The 16,083-nt window shown below is 45.9% G+C and carries 20 protein-coding genes and 1 pseudogene; 16 read left to right on the top strand and 5 right to left on the bottom strand.

Annotation, left to right across the window (positions count from 1 at the left end; all coding sequences use genetic code 11):
• Window positions 1-46 precede the first annotated feature (46 nt).
• The 13 genes and pseudogenes from HPT30_RS21055 (at window position 47) to HPT30_RS30475 (ending at window position 11,440) form a co-directional block, all read left to right on the top strand.
• A complete protein-coding gene (locus HPT30_RS21055) occupies window positions 47-1,282 on the top strand; it encodes an MFS transporter (protein ID WP_175373285.1) in 1,236 nt (411 codons plus the stop codon).
• 275 nt (window positions 1,283-1,557) lie between these two features.
• A complete protein-coding gene (locus tag HPT30_RS21050) occupies window positions 1,558-2,112 on the top strand; it encodes a ribonuclease FAU-1 family protein (RefSeq protein ID WP_175373284.1) in 555 nt (184 codons plus the stop codon).
• A gap of 3 nt (window positions 2,113-2,115) precedes the next feature.
• Window positions 2,116-2,772, top strand: a complete 657-nt coding sequence (locus HPT30_RS21045) for a YdcF family protein (RefSeq protein WP_175373283.1) — start codon at window positions 2,116-2,118, stop codon at window positions 2,770-2,772.
• A gap of 93 nt (window positions 2,773-2,865) precedes the next feature.
• Window positions 2,866-3,831 carry an AAA family ATPase gene (locus tag HPT30_RS21040; protein WP_175373282.1) on the top strand — a complete coding sequence of 322 codons (966 nt, stop codon included), beginning with the start codon at window positions 2,866-2,868 and terminating at the stop codon, window positions 3,829-3,831.
• Window positions 3,832-3,883: 52 nt separating this feature from the next.
• Window positions 3,884-5,173: a GTPase HflX gene (gene hflX / locus HPT30_RS21035; protein ID WP_175373281.1), complete on the top strand. Its 1,290-nt coding sequence runs from the start codon at window positions 3,884-3,886 to the stop codon at window positions 5,171-5,173.
• Window positions 5,174-5,265: 92 nt separating this feature from the next.
• On the top strand, window positions 5,266-6,519 hold the full coding sequence (locus tag HPT30_RS21030; protein WP_175373280.1) for a methionine gamma-lyase family protein: 1,254 nt from the start codon (window positions 5,266-5,268) through the stop codon (window positions 6,517-6,519).
• Window positions 6,520-6,603: 84 nt separating this feature from the next.
• The gene (locus HPT30_RS21025) at window positions 6,604-7,014 is read left to right on the top strand and encodes a MerR family transcriptional regulator (protein WP_066361713.1); all 411 of its coding nucleotides are present in this window, start codon (window positions 6,604-6,606) and stop codon (window positions 7,012-7,014) included.
• 30 nt (window positions 7,015-7,044) lie between these two features.
• Window positions 7,045-8,373 (top strand): type I glutamate--ammonia ligase, encoded by a 1,329-nt coding sequence (gene glnA, locus HPT30_RS21020; protein WP_175373279.1) that lies wholly within the window; start codon window positions 7,045-7,047, stop codon window positions 8,371-8,373.
• A 230-nt stretch (window positions 8,374-8,603) separates the two neighbouring features.
• The gene (locus tag HPT30_RS21015) at window positions 8,604-9,041 is read left to right on the top strand and encodes an NUDIX hydrolase (protein WP_175373278.1); all 438 of its coding nucleotides are present in this window, start codon (window positions 8,604-8,606) and stop codon (window positions 9,039-9,041) included.
• Window positions 9,042-9,082: 41 nt separating this feature from the next.
• Complete coding sequence (locus tag HPT30_RS21010) at window positions 9,083-9,670, top strand: nucleotidyltransferase domain-containing protein (protein ID WP_175373361.1); 588 nt, start codon at window positions 9,083-9,085, stop codon at window positions 9,668-9,670.
• A gap of 768 nt (window positions 9,671-10,438) precedes the next feature.
• Window positions 10,439-10,651: pseudogene (locus tag HPT30_RS31205) on the top strand (hypothetical protein); the annotation flags it as partial.
• A gap of 178 nt (window positions 10,652-10,829) precedes the next feature.
• Entirely contained in the window at window positions 10,830-11,000 is a 171-nt protein-coding gene (locus HPT30_RS21000; protein ID WP_175373276.1) for a hypothetical protein, read from the top strand.
• A 314-nt stretch (window positions 11,001-11,314) separates the two neighbouring features.
• Window positions 11,315-11,440 (top strand): hypothetical protein, encoded by a 126-nt coding sequence (locus tag HPT30_RS30475; protein WP_281364523.1) that lies wholly within the window; start codon window positions 11,315-11,317, stop codon window positions 11,438-11,440.
• Between the two features lie 39 nt (window positions 11,441-11,479).
• On the opposite strand, the gene HPT30_RS20995 is transcribed toward HPT30_RS30475, so the two are convergent.
• Window positions 11,480-11,905, bottom strand: coding sequence for a hypothetical protein (locus tag HPT30_RS20995; RefSeq protein WP_175373275.1), 426 nt, complete (start codon window positions 11,903-11,905; stop codon window positions 11,480-11,482).
• A 228-nt stretch (window positions 11,906-12,133) separates the two neighbouring features.
• A complete protein-coding gene (locus HPT30_RS20990) occupies window positions 12,134-12,319 on the bottom strand; it encodes a hypothetical protein (protein ID WP_175373274.1) in 186 nt (61 codons plus the stop codon).
• A gap of 221 nt (window positions 12,320-12,540) precedes the next feature.
• Between HPT30_RS20990 and HPT30_RS20985 the strand changes: the two genes are divergently transcribed.
• Window positions 12,541-12,819 carry a holin gene (locus tag HPT30_RS20985; protein WP_175373273.1) on the top strand — a complete coding sequence of 93 codons (279 nt, stop codon included), beginning with the start codon at window positions 12,541-12,543 and terminating at the stop codon, window positions 12,817-12,819.
• A gap of 13 nt (window positions 12,820-12,832) precedes the next feature.
• Here HPT30_RS20985 and HPT30_RS20980 read toward each other — a convergent pair whose 3' ends face one another.
• Window positions 12,833-13,507, bottom strand: coding sequence for an SOS response-associated peptidase (locus HPT30_RS20980; RefSeq protein WP_175373272.1), 675 nt, complete (start codon window positions 13,505-13,507; stop codon window positions 12,833-12,835).
• Between the two features lie 446 nt (window positions 13,508-13,953).
• On the opposite strand from HPT30_RS20980, the gene HPT30_RS20975 reads away from it, so the two are divergent.
• Window positions 13,954-14,055 carry a sporulation protein YjcZ gene (locus HPT30_RS20975; RefSeq protein ID WP_175373271.1) on the top strand — a complete coding sequence of 34 codons (102 nt, stop codon included), beginning with the start codon at window positions 13,954-13,956 and terminating at the stop codon, window positions 14,053-14,055.
• A gap of 79 nt (window positions 14,056-14,134) precedes the next feature.
• Here the strand turns inward: HPT30_RS20975 and HPT30_RS20970 are convergent, their stop codons facing one another.
• Both HPT30_RS20970 and lexA read right to left on the bottom strand, forming a co-directional pair.
• Window positions 14,135-14,473: a L,D-transpeptidase gene (locus HPT30_RS20970; protein WP_175373270.1), complete on the bottom strand. Its 339-nt coding sequence runs from the start codon at window positions 14,471-14,473 to the stop codon at window positions 14,135-14,137.
• Window positions 14,474-14,636: 163 nt separating this feature from the next.
• A complete protein-coding gene (gene lexA / locus HPT30_RS20965; RefSeq protein WP_066361701.1) occupies window positions 14,637-15,263 on the bottom strand; it encodes a transcriptional repressor LexA in 627 nt (208 codons plus the stop codon).
• 329 nt (window positions 15,264-15,592) lie between these two features.
• Here lexA and HPT30_RS20960 point away from each other — a divergent pair, with 329 nt between their 5' ends.
• The gene (locus HPT30_RS20960) at window positions 15,593-16,006 is read left to right on the top strand and encodes a LysM peptidoglycan-binding domain-containing protein (protein WP_175373269.1); all 414 of its coding nucleotides are present in this window, start codon (window positions 15,593-15,595) and stop codon (window positions 16,004-16,006) included.
• Window positions 16,007-16,083: the final 77 nt, after the last annotated feature.

Genomic DNA, 16,083 nt, shown 5'->3' with positions numbered 1-16,083 from the left:
CATTCCTTTTCCTGAATACAACTGAATATAGGGAAGGATGAGTCCATTGCTTACACAATCATTTCATAGACTCTGGCTTAGTCAGGCTCTATCTACTTTAGGAGACATCTGGTATATTTTAGCGCTAGTCGTCACGCTTTATCATCTTTCTGGTTCGGCTACCATTACGGCTTTGTATCCGCTGCTCAGAGTTGCCGGTATGACAGTTGGTAGCGTAGCAGCCCCTGTTATTATGCGTAAACTGCGATTGAACCGCCTGCTTACCTCTAGTCTTGGCGGACAAACACTTGGCTTGGGCTTACTCACCGTATACATGCTGTTAGTGGGTAATGAGAATCCCAATATTGCTGTATTGGTCGGGATGGTGTTCGGGATATCTATTCTGGAGGGTGTAGCGGGTCCTGTCAGGTCGTCGCTTGTTGCGCTAACCGTACCTGAAACTTCCTTGCTAAAAGCTAACAGCGTACTCGCGGGTGTTGTAGAGACTTGTTCTCTGGCAGGATGGGCGTTCGGATCCATCACGGTTAGTTGGCTCGGTGCCAGCCAAGTTCTGCTCCTGTCAACACTGTTATTAGGGGGGGCTTGCATATCATCCGCGATGATCAAAGAAGTCAGAATCAACATGGACCAAGCACCAGTAGTTTCTTGGGGACAATCACTTCAAGAGGGATGGCGTATTTATTTTACGTTACCCAAGTTACGTGTCTTGTTATGGATGGATTTCTGGGAAGGCTTATTTAGAGGGGCGTTTGCCGGAGCGCTATTGCTCGTATTCGTAAATGAACGACTACATGTAGGCGAAGTATGGTGGGGATGGATGAACGGCGCCAATTTAGGCGGATTCGTTCTCATAAGCATTTTGATGAGTCGTTTGACGGACGAAAAGTGGAATCTTGGTGTTATGCTGACTGTAGGCAGCGGCTTCGTTGCTGCGCTAACACTAGGCTTCAGTTTCTCTACTAGCCCAGTGGTGACGCTCGGCATCATGTTCGCCATAGGGGCTTTCCAGGCTATAAAGAATTTGGCGGAGCGAACTTCTTACCAGACTAGTGTCCCCACTTCAGAGCTCCCGCCGCTATTTGCCGCTCAATCGTCACTTACCTCAATTCTATATGGTGTTTCTTTATTGTTATCTGGCTGGATAGCGGATACCCTGGGGATTCAAATGCTATATATCATTGCATCGGTTGGGTTCGCCCTTTCCTTCGTTGGTTCGCTTGCGGGTCGGGTAAATGCGAAACAAGCAAATAGATATAATGGTACAGAAGGAACAGTCAAATAGTGATTTATGAGATCCGGATTAATAAGTTGCTCTGAAATGCGCGAATGTCAGATTAGAATGTAGTATCATATGAAAGGTTATCCAGAATTTCTGGATAGCCTTTTTTATATCAAGAATAGATAAATATATATAACAAAAATGATTAATTAACCAATAACAGTACTTAACATGCATCAGTTATGGATATAACAGGAATACTGTTCACTTGTCTTCCTTTGAGTGTATCTCCTAAATGTGGTAAGCTGAAGACACCATAATGGAGAGGGTTATTTCTTATGAAACGTAAATTCGGAGACCGGGCCAACTGGCGCCGGATTACGCGCCGCCATTTTGCTTGCCGCTATGTGGAGAGCCGGGAGTTCAGTGGTTATATTACGCTGTACACTATTTATGGGCTGAAAGAACCACTGTGGAAAAGCTATGGCCGGCATACATACCGTATTGCTGACAAAGGGTATTCCTGGCTGCAATATTTCCCCAAGGATAGCCATTATATTGTCACGGCTATGTTCGACGAGCGGCAAAATATCGTTCAATGGTACATCGATACCTGTAAAGTGCAGGGTGTCACCGATCAGGGTGTGCCCTGGTTCGATGATCTGTATCTGGATGTTGTGGTGCTCTGGAACGGGGAAGTATTCTTGCTGGATGAAGATGAGCTGGAGGAAGCGCTGGAACGAGGGGACATTTCGGACAGTGATTATAACCAGGCCTGGACCACAGCGAATACGATTTTACGAAGTATAGACGCGCATGCTTTTCCTTATTTCTCCCTCTCCCTGAAGCATCGCGCGGAATTATTTCATCACGGAGAGTTCAGGAGGAAATGACAAATGGATTGGTACGTCTACGGAAAAGGCTCATCCCCGATCCGGGTAGTATCTAAAAGACGGCGGTTCCGTTTTAAGGGACCGTTCTTGATTGGACTGGCTATCTTGATCGTACTGGGGCTGCTATGGAGTGGTTTTGCACTGTGGAATATTAACCGCGCCAAGTCGACGGTCCCCATGCATAAAGCAGATGTGGGGATCGTTCTTGGAATGTCCATGTGGGGTGATGAGCCGAGCCCAGGCTTGAAGGAGCGCCTCGATTACGGGCTCAAGCTTTACCATAACGGGATGTTCCCCCGTTTTATTGTATCTGGAGGACTAGACCGGCCGGAGTACAAGTACACCGAAGCTGAGGGAATGCGTAATTATTTGGTTGGTGCAGGCGTCCCGGAAGGCGATATTCTGATTGAAAATGCAGCGACTAGTACGTATGAGAATCTACTGTTTAGCCGCGAGATTATGAAAAAAGAAGGTTTCACTACTTCTATCATCATTACGCATACCTATCATGGGACACGAGCTAGGGAAATAGCAGATGCTCTTGGTTACGACAAACCGGAGCTAGGACTGACAGAATCTCGCGTGATGTCCATGCCCTGGAACAAATCGCGTGAGGTGCTGGCCTATACCAAATGGAAGATTCAGCAGTTGTTTCTTTGAATAAAGGGAAAATCCCGAAACTGCTAATATCACCCCGTCAGCAGGAATAGACTTGTTTAGAGCAAGTCAGCCCTGGATAATGAGGTGAAACCGATGAACGGACGCGTAGCGGCGGCAAGCGGGCGGGAGGAAGGCAGACCGTCCCGGCAAATTAACATCGTCTTGCGCAATCAGGAGCCTGTTGCCATGGGCAGCACGGCAGAGGAGCCGGAGGCGGCACCCGCGAAAATTCACAGCCATAACAGCCTGTTCCAGGAATTAAGCCGTGAACTGGACGGACTGGTTGGACTGGATAACATTAAGGAACTGGTATTTGAAATTTACGCGCTGCTTCAGATCGCCCAGATGCGCACCGAGGCAGGTCTTGCCAGTAGCGGGCAGGCCTATCATATGGTGTTTAAGGGCAACCCTGGTACTGGTAAGACAACTGTCGCACGTATTGTGGCGAAGCTCTTTCAGCGGATGGGTGTGCTGAGCAAGGGGCATCTGATTGAAGTGGAAAGAGCCGATCTGGTGGGCGAATATATCGGGCATACTGCGCAAAAGACGAGGGACCTGGTTAAGAAGGCGCATGGTGGTATTCTTTTTATTGATGAAGCCTACAGTCTGGCCCGTGGTGGAGATAAGGATTTCGGGAAAGAGGCCATAGATTGTCTTGTAAAATCCATGGAAGATCAGCGTGGACAATTCATCCTCATCTTGGCTGGATATTCCAGCGAGATCGATTATTTTCTGATGAGCAATCCGGGACTCCCTTCCCGGTTCCCGATTCAGGTCGAGTTTCCCGACTATACCATCGATCAGTTGCTTGAGATTGCGGGACTGATGGCCAAAGAACGCGATTATATTTTGATGCCGCAGGCGATACTCAAACTAAAGCAGCATTTGCTGCTGGAGAAGACCGAAAGTCTTCATGCGTTCAGTAATGCAAGATATGTGCGTAATGCAATTGAGAAAGCAGTCCGCAGCCAGGCAGTAAGGCTCTTGTACCAGTATGAGAACAATAGTCCCGGCAAGCAGGAGCTAATGACACTGCGAACAGAGGACTTCAAGCTGTAGGGCCTGAGCGGGCGGACAGGAATACCGAAACGGGCATAAGGAGTAAGTATACATGGCAATCGCAACACATAATACAACAACGGAAGTACAAGACCGGGCGATCCTGGTCAGCCTCGTTACGGACAAAATCAAGCGCACAGGCGTTGACCCTGAATTATCTCTGCAGGAACTGGTTCAATTAGCGGAGACCGCCGGGGTCGAGGTGCTGGATGTGCTTCGTCAGAACAAGGAAACCCCCGACCCCAGATGGTTCATCGGCAAAGGTAAGGTGGAGGAGCTGCGCATGGCAGCAGACGGCCTGGGGGCTAACACCGCTATCTTCGATCAGGAGCTGTCAGGCGCTCAGGTCCGCAATCTGGAGGAAGCGCTGGACCTCAAGATTATCGACCGGACCCAGTTGATTCTGGATATTTTTGCTGGACGGGCGAAGACACGAGAGGGGATTATCCAGGTAGAGCTTGCCCAGTTATCGTACTTGTTGCCTCGTCTGTCCGGGCATGGTAAGAACCTGTCCAGACTGGGCGGCGGTATCGGGACGAGAGGGCCAGGGGAAAGCAAGCTGGAGACCGACCGTCGTCATATCCGTGACCGGATTACCGAACTGAAACGCCAACTGGATGAGGTTGTTAAGACACGCGAGCTGCACCGTGAACGCCGCCGGAAGAGTGGAGCCGTGCAGGTGGCTTTGGTGGGATATACGAACGCCGGGAAGTCCACACTGCTAAAACAGCTCACGGACGCGGATGTTTATATCGAGAACCAATTGTTCGCCACACTTGATCCTACCTCCAGGGTTCTTCAGCTTCCTGGGGGCAAGGAAGTCGTGCTTACCGACACGGTTGGTTTTATCCAGAACCTGCCCCATGATCTCGTTGCTTCTTTCCGGGCGACACTGGAAGAAGTGAACGAAGCTAATCTGGTGCTGCATGTGGTTGATGCGTCTTCGCCGATGCGGGAGGAGCAGATGGATGTTGTGCAGAGTATTTTGCAAGATCTCGGCGCAGCGGGCAAACCGCAAATTGTACTGTTTAACAAATCCGATATCTGTGAACCGGGTCAGCTCGAAATGCTGCCGTCGGGAGACGGGTACTTGAAGATCAGTGCGTTCAATTCTGAGGATTTGGCCCACATCACGCAGGTGATTGCCGATGAACTGGCTGGAGATACCGTGACCTTCCGTATTCCTGGTGAACGGGGAGATCTGACCTCCGTGTTGTACAGGGTCGGTGAGGTGCTGGAACAGGGTTTTGATGAGAATGATATTCTGTACACCGTTCGTCTGAATAAAAAAGATTATGCAAAATGGGGCTACTTGCTGGCTGATTTTGTGGACCCGCAGTAAAATGAATATAAGTATTGCTCAGGAAAGCGTCAGGCAACTGTCGCTTCCTGTTATTTTAATGGCAAGTAAATGTAAGGAGAGAGCAGAGAAACATGGCAGCATTTGCAGAGGATATTTTACAGGCGGCAGAAGCCGCAGAGCTTGAAATCGAAAGTGCAGTAAAGAACCTGGAACGAATTGTGGACAAGAATCAATGGAAGATCATTGAGGCGTTTCAGCGTCATCAAGTTAGTGACTACCATTTTGCCGGTTCTACTGGCTATGCTTATAATGACCGGGGCCGTGAGGTGCTGGATCTTGTGTATGCCGATGTGTTCGGTGCGGAGGCGGCGCTGGTGCGGCCTCATTTTGCTTCCGGTACGCATACCATTTCCACGGCTCTATTTGGCGTGCTGCGACCGGGGGATGAGCTACTCTATATCACAGGCACTCCGTACGATACCTTACACAAGGTCATTGGCAAAACCGGCGACGGAACAGGTTCACTTGCAGACTTTGGCATTGGTTACGGTGAAGTTGCATTGACACCAGAGGGCGGGGTAGACTGGGATGAGGTGGCACTGTCCATTAATGACAATACCAAGGTCATCGGCATTCAGCGTTCACGCGGGTATGACTGGCGCTCATCCTTCACGGTGTCTCAGATCGGTGAGATGGTGCGGAAGGTGAAGGAGCTGAAGCCGGATATAATTGTCTTTGTGGACAATTGCTATGGTGAATTTACGGAGGAGCTGGAGCCGACGCAGGTTGGTGCAGATCTTATTGCTGGTTCACTCATTAAAAATCCTGGAGGCGGCATTGCCGAGACTGGCGGCTATATTTGTGGACGCAGAGAGCTCGTCGAATTAGCCGCGTACCGGCTGACTGCACCAGGCATCGGCGGTGAGGTGGGGGCGATGCTAGGAACCACCCGCGGCCTGTATCAAGGCCTGTTCCTGGCCCCGCATACAGTGGGACAAGCGGTTAAAGGCAGTATTTTCGCAGCTTCCGTGTTTGCCCGCTGCGGCTTCGAGACAAAACCAGCGTGGAATGAACCCCGTACGGACCTTATTCAGGCTGTGGCTTTTGACGGACCTGATCATCTGATTGCCTTTGTTCAAGGGATTCAGCGCGCTGCGGCTGTTGACAGCCATGTGGTTCCTGAACCATGGGACATGCCAGGTTATGAACATCCTGTCATTATGGCGGCAGGTACGTTCATTCAAGGCGGCAGTCTGGAATTATCGGCCGATGCGCCGATCCGCGCACCATATATTGGCTATATGCAAGGCGGTTTGACCTATTCCCATGTGAAATATGGCGTGCTGATGGCTTTACAGAGTATGAAAGATCGTAAATTGTTGTAAGTTTATCTAACATACTATTGACGCGCTGGATTAGGGAATGTACAATGATAAATAGAAAAAGATCATTGGAAGGTTGGATGAGTCATGGGTGATGAAATCCGCAGAAATATGGCATTATTTCCTATAGGGATTGTAATGAAGCTAACCGATTTGTCGGCAAGGCAGATTCGCTATTATGAGCAGCACAGCCTGATTGTACCAGCGCGTACTTCCGGCAACCAGCGTTTGTTCTCTTTTAACGATGTAGAACGTCTACTGGAGATTAAGGCTTTGATTGAGAAGGGCGTTAATATCGCCGGGATTAAGCAGGTTATGAATCCTGTCTCCAAGGAATCCGAAGAGGCGACCGTCATTACTCCTGATACAGAGGTAAAACGCAGAGAGTTGTCCGATTCCCAGCTTCACCGTTTGTTGAAGCAAGAGCTCGTTTCCGGAAAAAGACCGGGACAAGTATCTCTCATTCAAGGTGAGTTATCCCGGTTTTTCAATAAATAATATAAAGATACGTGAAAGGGAGAGGTTATTGTGAGCTTTACTAAAGAAGATATTCTGCGTATTTCCAAAGAAGAAAATGTTCGTTTCATTCGTCTTCAGTTCACCGATTTGCTGGGTACTATCAAAAACGTTGAGATTCCTGTAAGCCAATTGGAAAAAGCGCTCGACAATAAAATGATGTTCGATGGTTCTTCCATCGAAGGTTATGTACGTATCGAAGAGTCTGACATGTATCTGTATCCTGACCTTAGCACTTGGGTAATTTTCCCTTGGGTAACTGACAGCCGTGTAGCGCGTCTGATCTGTGATGTCTACATGCCGGATGGTACTCCGTTTGCAGGAGACCCGCGTGGTATCCTCAAGCGTTGTCTGAAGGAAGCGGAAGAACTCGGCTTCACTTCCATGAACGTTGGTCCAGAACCGGAATTCTTCCTGTTCAAGACAGATGAGAAGGGTAATCCGACCATGGAACTTAACGACCACGGCGGATACTTCGACTTGGCACCTATGGACCTTGGCGAAAACTGCCGTCGCGAAATCGTGTTGACCCTGGAAGAAATGGGCTTTGAGATCGAAGCTTCCCACCATGAAGTGGCTTCCGGCCAGCATGAGATTGACTTCAAATATGCAGACGCCATCAAAGCGGCTGACCAAATTCAAACTTTCAAGCTTGTCGTGAAGACTGTTGCCCGTCAACATGGTCTACACGCAACCTTTATGCCGAAACCACTGTTCGGAATGAACGGTTCTGGTATGCACGCTCACCAATCGTTGTTCAAAGGCAACGAGAACATGTTCTATGACGAGAGCGATACGCTGGGCCTCAGCAAAACCGCGCGTTATTACATGGCGGGCATCCTGAAGCACGCACGTGCTTTTGCAGCTATCACCAACCCGACTGTGAACTCGTACAAACGTCTGGTTCCTGGCTATGAAGCCCCTTGTTACGTGGCATGGTCTGCAAGTAACCGCAGCCCGATGATCCGTATCCCGGCTTCAAGAGGTCTCAGCACTCGCGTAGAGGTTCGTAACCCGGACCCTGCTGCTAACCCTTACCTTGCACTTGCTGTAATGTTGAAGGCAGGCCTTGATGGCATCAAGCGTCAGCTTGAGCTTCCAGCTCCAATCGACCGTAACATCTATGTGATGTCCGAAGAAGAGCGTATTGAAGAAGGCATCCCTAGCTTGCCATCCGACCTGAAAGAAGCACTTAGCGAACTCATTCGTAGCCAAGTGATTACCGAAGCACTCGGCGAGCACGCACTGGCTCACTTCTACGAGCTTAAAGAAATCGAGTGGGATATCTACCGTACGCAAGTACACCAATGGGAAAGAGATCAATACATTACTCTTTACTAGAATGAAGCAGCCCCTGACGCGTGAGCGTTGGGGGTTTTTTTGTGGAGAGAAATATCATGCGCAGCATCATTACCTTATCCAATAACTAAAGATTAACTTTGTGTTAATTGAAGAGATTAACATCATTTACATAATGTTTCCAATAAAATATAATGGTTTTCATGCTCGCGATTAACCAGAATATGTAACTGGATCAGAGCAGTGACAAATATTATAGGCGGTGCTAGTGTATGCAAGTTAAGTTTTATGATTTGAATACAATAGAAGATTCTCGTTTGAAATATGCTGTGATTTTCGCCAGGTACCAAAATAAATCTATCTATGTAAAACATAAAGAACGGGATACTTGGGAAATCCCAGGTGGAAGAAGAGAGGTAAATGAAGATATTCATGAGACAGCACGTCGTGAACTTTATGAAGAAACTGGAGCCCTTTCGTTTAATGTAGTTCCATTGTTAATTTATTCTGTTATACATGACAATAGTGAGGAATCTTTTGGGGGGTTATTCTATTCTGAAGTTACAGAACTAGGAGATCTAATGCCTGAGAGTGAAATAGGTGAAATATGTTTGATGGAAGAATTGCCAGGAGAACTAACTTATCCAGCAATCCAGCCAGAATTACATAGAAGAGCAATAAAAGAATTATCAAGCACCATATTAGCTTGAAAGGGGAACACTCTTTTTGATGATAAAAAGAGAACTTCGATATTGCATTAGGTCAGTTCCTTTCCAAACTTAAGAAGGATAAAGCTATTGTAGCAGCCATTGCTTATGGCAGTTATGTCAGCGGTATCCTTTGGAAGAAGTCAGATATTGATTTGATTCTTGTGGTCAATGATGAGAAGATAGCATTTGATTTTCGTAGTTTTATAGAACATGGAATTATAATCAATGCGTTGGTTTTCTCCAGAATGAGTTTCAAGAAGAAGCTTCAAAGCCTTGTACAAGGCGATGATTTTCATTCTTTAATTCACCAAAGCAGGCTTTTGTATACTACAGACCCCAGTATTGAGACCTATTTTGCAGACATCCAGGAGCTGGGGGATAACGACATCGCCTTACAGCTGGCTATTTATGGAATGAATACGATTGCTGGTTATTATAAAACACTAAAAACAATCATGGTTTTAAAGGATTTTTCATACGGCTACTATAAAATGAGTGACCTTATTGATAATATCGCTCATCTTGTCGTAATCATGAATGGGAAAGTCCCTTTACAAAAAGTAGTGCCTCAAGCTATGGCGCTTGAACCTGAACTAATGGATGCCCCAGCCAATATCCTATCTTCATGATCATTTGTTCAAACGTACTGATGTCAGTATTCCGCATTTCCTCGAAGCTTGTGAATGGTTATCTGACTTGAACATCATTAGAAGAGTACCACACTCTATTCGCTTAACAAGCCGAAGCAGAATCGAAGTAGATGAGCCAGCATATGTTCTCATTCAAACATGAAATTTTATAAAAAAAACTACATTCGATTGTAAATCCTCATATTATCCCGGGAGAGCATGATTCTATTGAGGGGATTCAGCATGTTAATCACTGCATACATATCGATCAATTACCGATCGGTAAACTCAAGTCCGGCTACCTATATGGGGATTTTTGATCGGATAAGGCAGCTCTTCGCTGAAACAGACCAAGGACAAGAGGCTGGGGTTACGCCATTTGACTTTAGCTTTACCCAAACGGGAAGCGGAAGATGTGATGAATGTAATGGAGTAGGATTGTTAACAACAGAACTGCAATTTATGCCCGATGTCGTAGTCACGTGCTCTTCATGCCAAGGGTCCCGTTATAAAGAAGAAATCCTGGAAATTACGTATAACGGAAAGTCGATCTCGGAAGTATTACATCTTTCGATTGATGAAGCGATTGAGTTTTTTAAGTCAGTTCCTTACATTCATCATAAATTAGTGGTTATGAGCGAATTAGGGTTAGGTTATTTGCGATTAGGACAGTCCTCATCCACGATTTCAGGAGGGGAAGCTCAGCGCGTAAAGCTAGCGGCTGAACTATCAAAAATCAAGAAAGGTGCAAGCAATATTTATATATTAGATGAACCCACGACAGGACTGCATGTCGCAGATATACAAAAATTGTTACAGTGCATTAATCGCTTGGTGGATTCAGGTCATACCGTGTTAGTCATTGAGCATAACCTGGATGTTATCAAAACGGCAGATCACATCATCGATATTGGTCCGGGTGCGGGGCGTGACGTTTTTAAAGGAAGTATTGTAAAAGCGAACTCACATCATTGTCATTAACCCGATGCCTTCAAGAGGTCTCAGAAACACGCGTAGAGGTTCGTAACCCGGCCCCTGCTGCTAACCCTTACCTTGCAATTGATGTAATTATGAAGCGCGAAAGTTTATTTACATAATGTCCCAAATTTATTATAATTGAAATTAATTTTAGTGATAAGAAACGTTTGGAGGGTTGTTCATGAGTGATCTCGACAGAAGATACAAAGAACTTGAAGAGCGTGTTGCGAGGTTGGAGGGTTTATCACCAAGAGGACCACAAAAATTCGTTTGGACTACCCTAAGTGTTATTATTGGACTTTTTATTATTCTGTTCATAGTAGGTATTGTTCAATTTGTATCCGCAGGGTAAGTGTGACTAATTGAGCGCTTCCTAAAAAGTCTAAACCGCTTACTCAATCATTTTAATAAAATATTATAAGTATGGTTAGATAATAAAAGGTCCTGGAAGTCCAGAGGCCTTTTATTGTTTAATTTGTTTAAAACCAAGCTCCGCCTGTACCATTATATTTACGTGCATAACTGATGACTAGGGAGAGATCATCCTAGTGATTAACAACGTTTTCTTTTTCATAATTACCTCCGTAGCTGCTCTAATTTTTGTTCATAAGCAAAGTCATAGATCATGGAAGAATACAACAATCCATCTGCGATTGAGGAGGCACGATGGCTACGTTAGACAAGGGAGGTAGCGAAATGAGCCGGAAATATGGTTGGCTGACTGCAGTTGTGCTTTTAATTATCCTTACTGCATATGTTATCGGCTGGATCGGAATGAGCTTCAATTCATAATTCTTTAGGCAGTTGACTTTAAGAAAGCTATTTTAGAACTTACTTCACTTTCTCCAGCTTAAAAGTAAACTGCCACTTCGCGGTGTTCCCGGAATAACGCCCACGGTTCTCGACAACGGTCACGTTCAGCTTCTTGGTCACGCTGGTTTTAATGGAGGAGACTTTAACGGAGGCGCTTGCTTCGCCATCATCCGGGTACTTGTCTTGTTCCTGTGCTTCTGCATGAAGTTTGATTGATCCGGCGGCATTGGCGCTAACCGTCACGCTTTCCCCGTCATTAAGTTCTTTGCCATTAACAAAACCGCCCCACCACCATTCGTTGCCCACATGATTGTTCTCCACTAATTTAGCTTCCACAAATGTGACTTTAATCTTTACGGTGTTACCAGCTGCGAACAGGGGCTGGGTACTTAGCACAAAAATAAGAACGAACAACAAACTAAATCTAGCGATTTTCCGTATCATATACTCACCTTTCCAATTATAGGGTTTCCCTAAATATAGCATCTCTATGTCTATAGTTCTATATACATAGGAAAATATTTCGAAATGATAGGACTTTAGGGTGATTGGTAGATGGGACAAAAAAATTGTGGAGAGGATGAGGTTCGCGAGAGGAATGCGGGTGTAAACACATGCCGCGGACCCCTCAAGACTGGCCTTGAAGGGTTCTTTTGCAAGTAAAGGCATCTGTTAATCCATCAGGTCATACATTGCGTTCATAAAGTAAGCAACTTCGATCTCCGCGTCCTGTTCGTCCATTCCCAACAAATCCACCATAAATGAATAGAAGCGCTCGAAAATATTCCCCGGCTTGAACTGCTCCTCCGGATGTCTAATTGAGTAATCGAGATATTGCTGAATCATGATTCCCCACATCGAACCTGCACCTCCTCATTCTTAGGAGTAATCTAACGCGATTATGACGCTTAGTGTTATGCATGGCAGTTTTGTTTCGGCTAGCATTTTTGCAATATAGTATGCTGACAAGACAAATATTTGTATGCGGAACGGTATATTTTTGGAGAGAGGGCTTGATTATTGAGCATGTACCGCTTGAGTGAGGAATAGGAATAGAAGAGCAGAAAGGGGAGAGGTGGATGGAGAATCAGAATTTAAGTAATGTTCTGGCCTTTGCATCTCTGTTGTCTGTCTTCGTGCTGACAGGGGTACAGCTGGTGAAGGTCACGGTGAAGGTTCCCAAGAATATTTTACCGTTAATCGGTGTAATTGTAGGGATGCTTATTGGAGCGGCAGCTTATCCGTTCACAGATATGGAACTCGTGCTGCGGCTATGGGCGGGAGCGTTGGCGGGTTTATCCGCGACAGGACTGTTCGAACTGGCCTTTAACAACCGGAATGGAAATACCAAAGAGTAAGTAAAGGGGGCTGCTACTCGGCAGCCTCTTTCAATAGTTCGGGATAATCGTTTTTGACATTACCGACAGCAGGGTCTACGGGGTATGCTCTCATTTTGGCAGATTCATAAGGCTTAAGCAGCTTTAATAAATTCTGGACATCGTGGTTGTCCCGTCCGAGCCAGTCGCTTTCATCTTCCGGTCGCAGAATAACAGGCATTCGGTCATGAATCTCTGCCATTAATGTATTGGGAGTGGTCGTGATAATCGTGCAGGTGGCCAGCTTCTGGCCTTTCGGGTCCATCCATATATCATATAAAGCAGCCATGGAGAAAATACTGCCGTCCGACATGCCGATTCTCATGGGCTGTTTGCGACCGTCTACCTGTTTCCAATCATAATAGCCGTCAGCTGGGATCAGGCACCGCCGTGACGCCACGAGTTTCTTGAACGAGGCTTTCTCCAATAATGACTCCCCGCGGGCGTTGATCATCTTGCTGCCAATCTTGTCGTCTTGCGCCCAGGATGGGACAAGGCCCCAACGCAGTTCACCGATTCGGTTGCCGGTGCCTGTATGAATCACAGCCGGTATATGCTGCATGGGAGCGGCATTGTATCTGGGGGCATAATGAAGGATGCTGGCGTCATTCGTAAGATATCTCAACATTAGTTCTTCAATAGAAACTGTAATGGTGTAACGTCCACACATGATGAAAGCCCTCCGAACATTAGTTTTTACCAGTGTACTATACTTCCGCGCCAGAAATAAATAAGATCTACCTTTGTGTGGACCTTTTACATTTCCCTCAAATGTAAGCTTTCACCTCTAATACAGGAGTACATTTTCTTTTCCAATTTGCCCATACTCAGTAGGGTGTTGTTACATATTCTGTTCTGTAGTCATTAATCTGAAGGAGGAATTCACATGGGTGCAGAACATTGTGGACCGGTAGTAAGTCCTTGGACATCTACAGGAACGATTTTGGTGCTTTACATTCTGCTTGTGATCATTTTGAGTATTTGCTGGATTTAATGAAGAGAAAACTGAACTAATCTGACAATAAGTTAGCCGGGAAGAAAAATCATCTTATCTCAATGGCGGATCTTTTGTTACTGCAAAATTTGGTGTCTTCATAAAAAAAGGAGGAATTATTCATGGGTCAATATGCTGGAGGATATGGTTTGGGCACATCTACTGCTGCAATCTTGGTTCTTTTCATCTTGTTGGTTATCATCACTAAATCTTTCTGGCTTTAATTTGATTACGTCTCCATGTTCAAGCCGTCAGACAATGTCTGACGGCTTTATGCATTTCAAATCTTCTGACACTGGGAGCTTAACGCCGTATAGTCACCCGAGTCCCAATTGGAACCAGCGCAGCAAGTGTCAGCACATCTTGATTAAACATTCGAATACACCCATGCGAGACCTGATGTCCGATGGAAGAAGGATCGTTCGTCCCGTGAATGCCATAATGCGGCTTGGAAAGTCCCATCCAGAATACCCCGAATGGGCCCCCGGGATTGGGCTGTTTGTTAATGATCGTATAATCTCCCTCTGGTGTTGTGGTCAGCATGGTTCCGATTCCAACAGGGAAACCTCTGACGACAGAATCGTTGTCCAGCAAATAAAGCATCCGTTGTGTCAAATCGACGATAATTCGGTAATTGGGCATAGGATCAGCACTCCTTTGATATCAGGATATGTGCGGAGTAGGGGTGCCGTTAATGCGAAGTGTTGTTGAAAATAAAAAGCTTATCACAGTGAGAGAGTATGAATAAACAAAAGACTGCTCCGCATAACGGAACAGTCTTCTAAATAGAGTCATTATTGATGAGTTAGTGGACATCCCGGAACAATCCGATGACCTTGCCCAGAATGCTTACCCGATTCAGGCGCAGTGGCTCATAGGACGGATTCTCTGGCTGGAGACGAATATGATCGCGTTCCTTATAAAAGGTCTTGACGGTAGCTTCATCGTCTTCAGTCATAGCGACAACAATATCACCGTTATCTGCGGTTTGCTGCTGGCGCACAATGACATAATCGCCGTTCATAATACCAGCATCGATCATACTGTCACCAAGAACAGAGAGCATGAACACTTTGTTGTCACCAACATAATGCGTTGGGAGCGGGAAATAGTCCTCGATGTTCTCCGTTGCGGTGATAGGCACCCCGGCGGTAACCTTACCTACAACAGGAACACGAGTGATCGTCTGGGCAAATTGATGGACGTTCTCCGAGTCTTCCTGGCCAAGCAGTTCAATGGCACGCGGCTTTGTCGGATCCCGGCGGATCAGGCCTTTCTTCTCAAGACGGTCCAGATGACCGTGCACCGTGGAACTGGAGGCGAGGCCTACAGCTTCCCCGATTTCCCGTACGGAAGGAGGATAACCCTTGCTGCGGACTTCGTTACGTATAAATTCCAGGATCGCCAGCTGGCGACTCGAAATCTTTGACATCAGAATCAACCCCATATAGTAATGTTTGGGAAAATTATAACATAGAACTGTCGTTCGCACAAACATAAGTTCTAACGTTATCAATAGTTTAAGAGAAGCGAACAAGGATGAGAACAGTAAGGAGAATGGTCTCTTCAATAATTGACTACTATGTTGAGGGAATCAGCAAGATGGGTAAGGGAAATAAGCACATCAGGGATCATTTTTTGCAGCCAAAAAGGTGATTTTAAAAGAGGGGAACAATTGTTCGAAAATAGTATTGATCAAAACACATGTTCGTGTTATATTGATTTTGAAAGTAAGAACAAGTGTTTGGAGGATGATGAATCATGTTAAAGTACAGTACATACCATAGCATCTATGACGAGGGCACAGGAGTTAACTCTGCAGGACAAACTTTAGGTTCCGGAATAATAAATAGAATTCAAGAAATCACCAAGGTGCTGTTGGAAGGATTAAGTCCGTTGTTTAGAACATTTAACTTCTATAAGATAGCTCTTTTTTTGCTGCTGATTGTTGCAGGATTTACTGTAGTAGGTAATGTGTTTGCTGGTCCCGTCAATCTTGCGAAGCAAGAGAAGAAGATTGTTGTTGCACCTGGAGACACCCTCTGGAGCATTGCTCTCAAGAATAAACCGGCCAATATGAAGACAGCCGTATATATAGAAGGAATTAAACGATCGAGCCAATTGACCGACAGTCATATTCGAGCAGGAGATATTATAACAGTGCCGTTATTTTAAGAACTTCATGATCATAGATAGGAACATCAGAGAGCTTGCAGGGGGTAAACCTTGACAAGCTCTTTTTCTCATGGCAA

The organism is Paenibacillus agri (assembly GCF_013359945.1).
GTDB classification, from domain to species: domain Bacteria; phylum Bacillota; class Bacilli; order Paenibacillales; family Paenibacillaceae; genus Paenibacillus_AQ; species Paenibacillus_AQ agri.
The sequence above is the reverse complement of the archived record's forward strand: the minus strand, read 5'-3'. Positions and strand labels throughout refer to the sequence as shown.

Coding starts and splice junctions, on each gene's coding strand:
- HPT30_RS21050 (WP_175373284.1), top strand. CDS start 1,558: ATGAAACGTAAATTCGGAGACCGGGCCAACTGGCGCCGGATTACGCGC.
- HPT30_RS21045 (WP_175373283.1), top strand. CDS start 2,116: ATGGATTGGTACGTCTACGGAAAAGGCTCATCCCCGATCCGGGTAGTA.
- HPT30_RS21040 (WP_175373282.1), top strand. CDS start 2,866: ATGAACGGACGCGTAGCGGCGGCAAGCGGGCGGGAGGAAGGCAGACCG.
- hflX (WP_175373281.1), top strand. CDS start 3,884: ATGGCAATCGCAACACATAATACAACAACGGAAGTACAAGACCGGGCG.
- HPT30_RS21030 (WP_175373280.1), top strand. CDS start 5,266: ATGGCAGCATTTGCAGAGGATATTTTACAGGCGGCAGAAGCCGCAGAG.
- HPT30_RS21025 (WP_066361713.1), top strand. CDS start 6,604: ATGGGTGATGAAATCCGCAGAAATATGGCATTATTTCCTATAGGGATT.
- HPT30_RS21015 (WP_175373278.1), top strand. CDS start 8,604: ATGCAAGTTAAGTTTTATGATTTGAATACAATAGAAGATTCTCGTTTG.
- HPT30_RS21000 (WP_175373276.1), top strand. CDS start 10,830: ATGAGTGATCTCGACAGAAGATACAAAGAACTTGAAGAGCGTGTTGCG.
- HPT30_RS30475 (WP_281364523.1), top strand. CDS start 11,315: ATGGCTACGTTAGACAAGGGAGGTAGCGAAATGAGCCGGAAATATGGT.
- HPT30_RS20995 (WP_175373275.1), bottom strand. CDS start 11,905: ATGATACGGAAAATCGCTAGATTTAGTTTGTTGTTCGTTCTTATTTTT.
- HPT30_RS20990 (WP_175373274.1), bottom strand. CDS start 12,319: ATGTGGGGAATCATGATTCAGCAATATCTCGATTACTCAATTAGACAT.
- HPT30_RS20985 (WP_175373273.1), top strand. CDS start 12,541: ATGGAGAATCAGAATTTAAGTAATGTTCTGGCCTTTGCATCTCTGTTG.
- HPT30_RS20980 (WP_175373272.1), bottom strand. CDS start 13,507: ATGTGTGGACGTTACACCATTACAGTTTCTATTGAAGAACTAATGTTG.
- HPT30_RS20975 (WP_175373271.1), top strand. CDS start 13,954: ATGGGTCAATATGCTGGAGGATATGGTTTGGGCACATCTACTGCTGCA.
- HPT30_RS20970 (WP_175373270.1), bottom strand. CDS start 14,473: ATGCCCAATTACCGAATTATCGTCGATTTGACACAACGGATGCTTTAT.
- lexA (WP_066361701.1), bottom strand. CDS start 15,263: ATGTCAAAGATTTCGAGTCGCCAGCTGGCGATCCTGGAATTTATACGT.
- HPT30_RS20960 (WP_175373269.1), top strand. CDS start 15,593: ATGTTAAAGTACAGTACATACCATAGCATCTATGACGAGGGCACAGGA.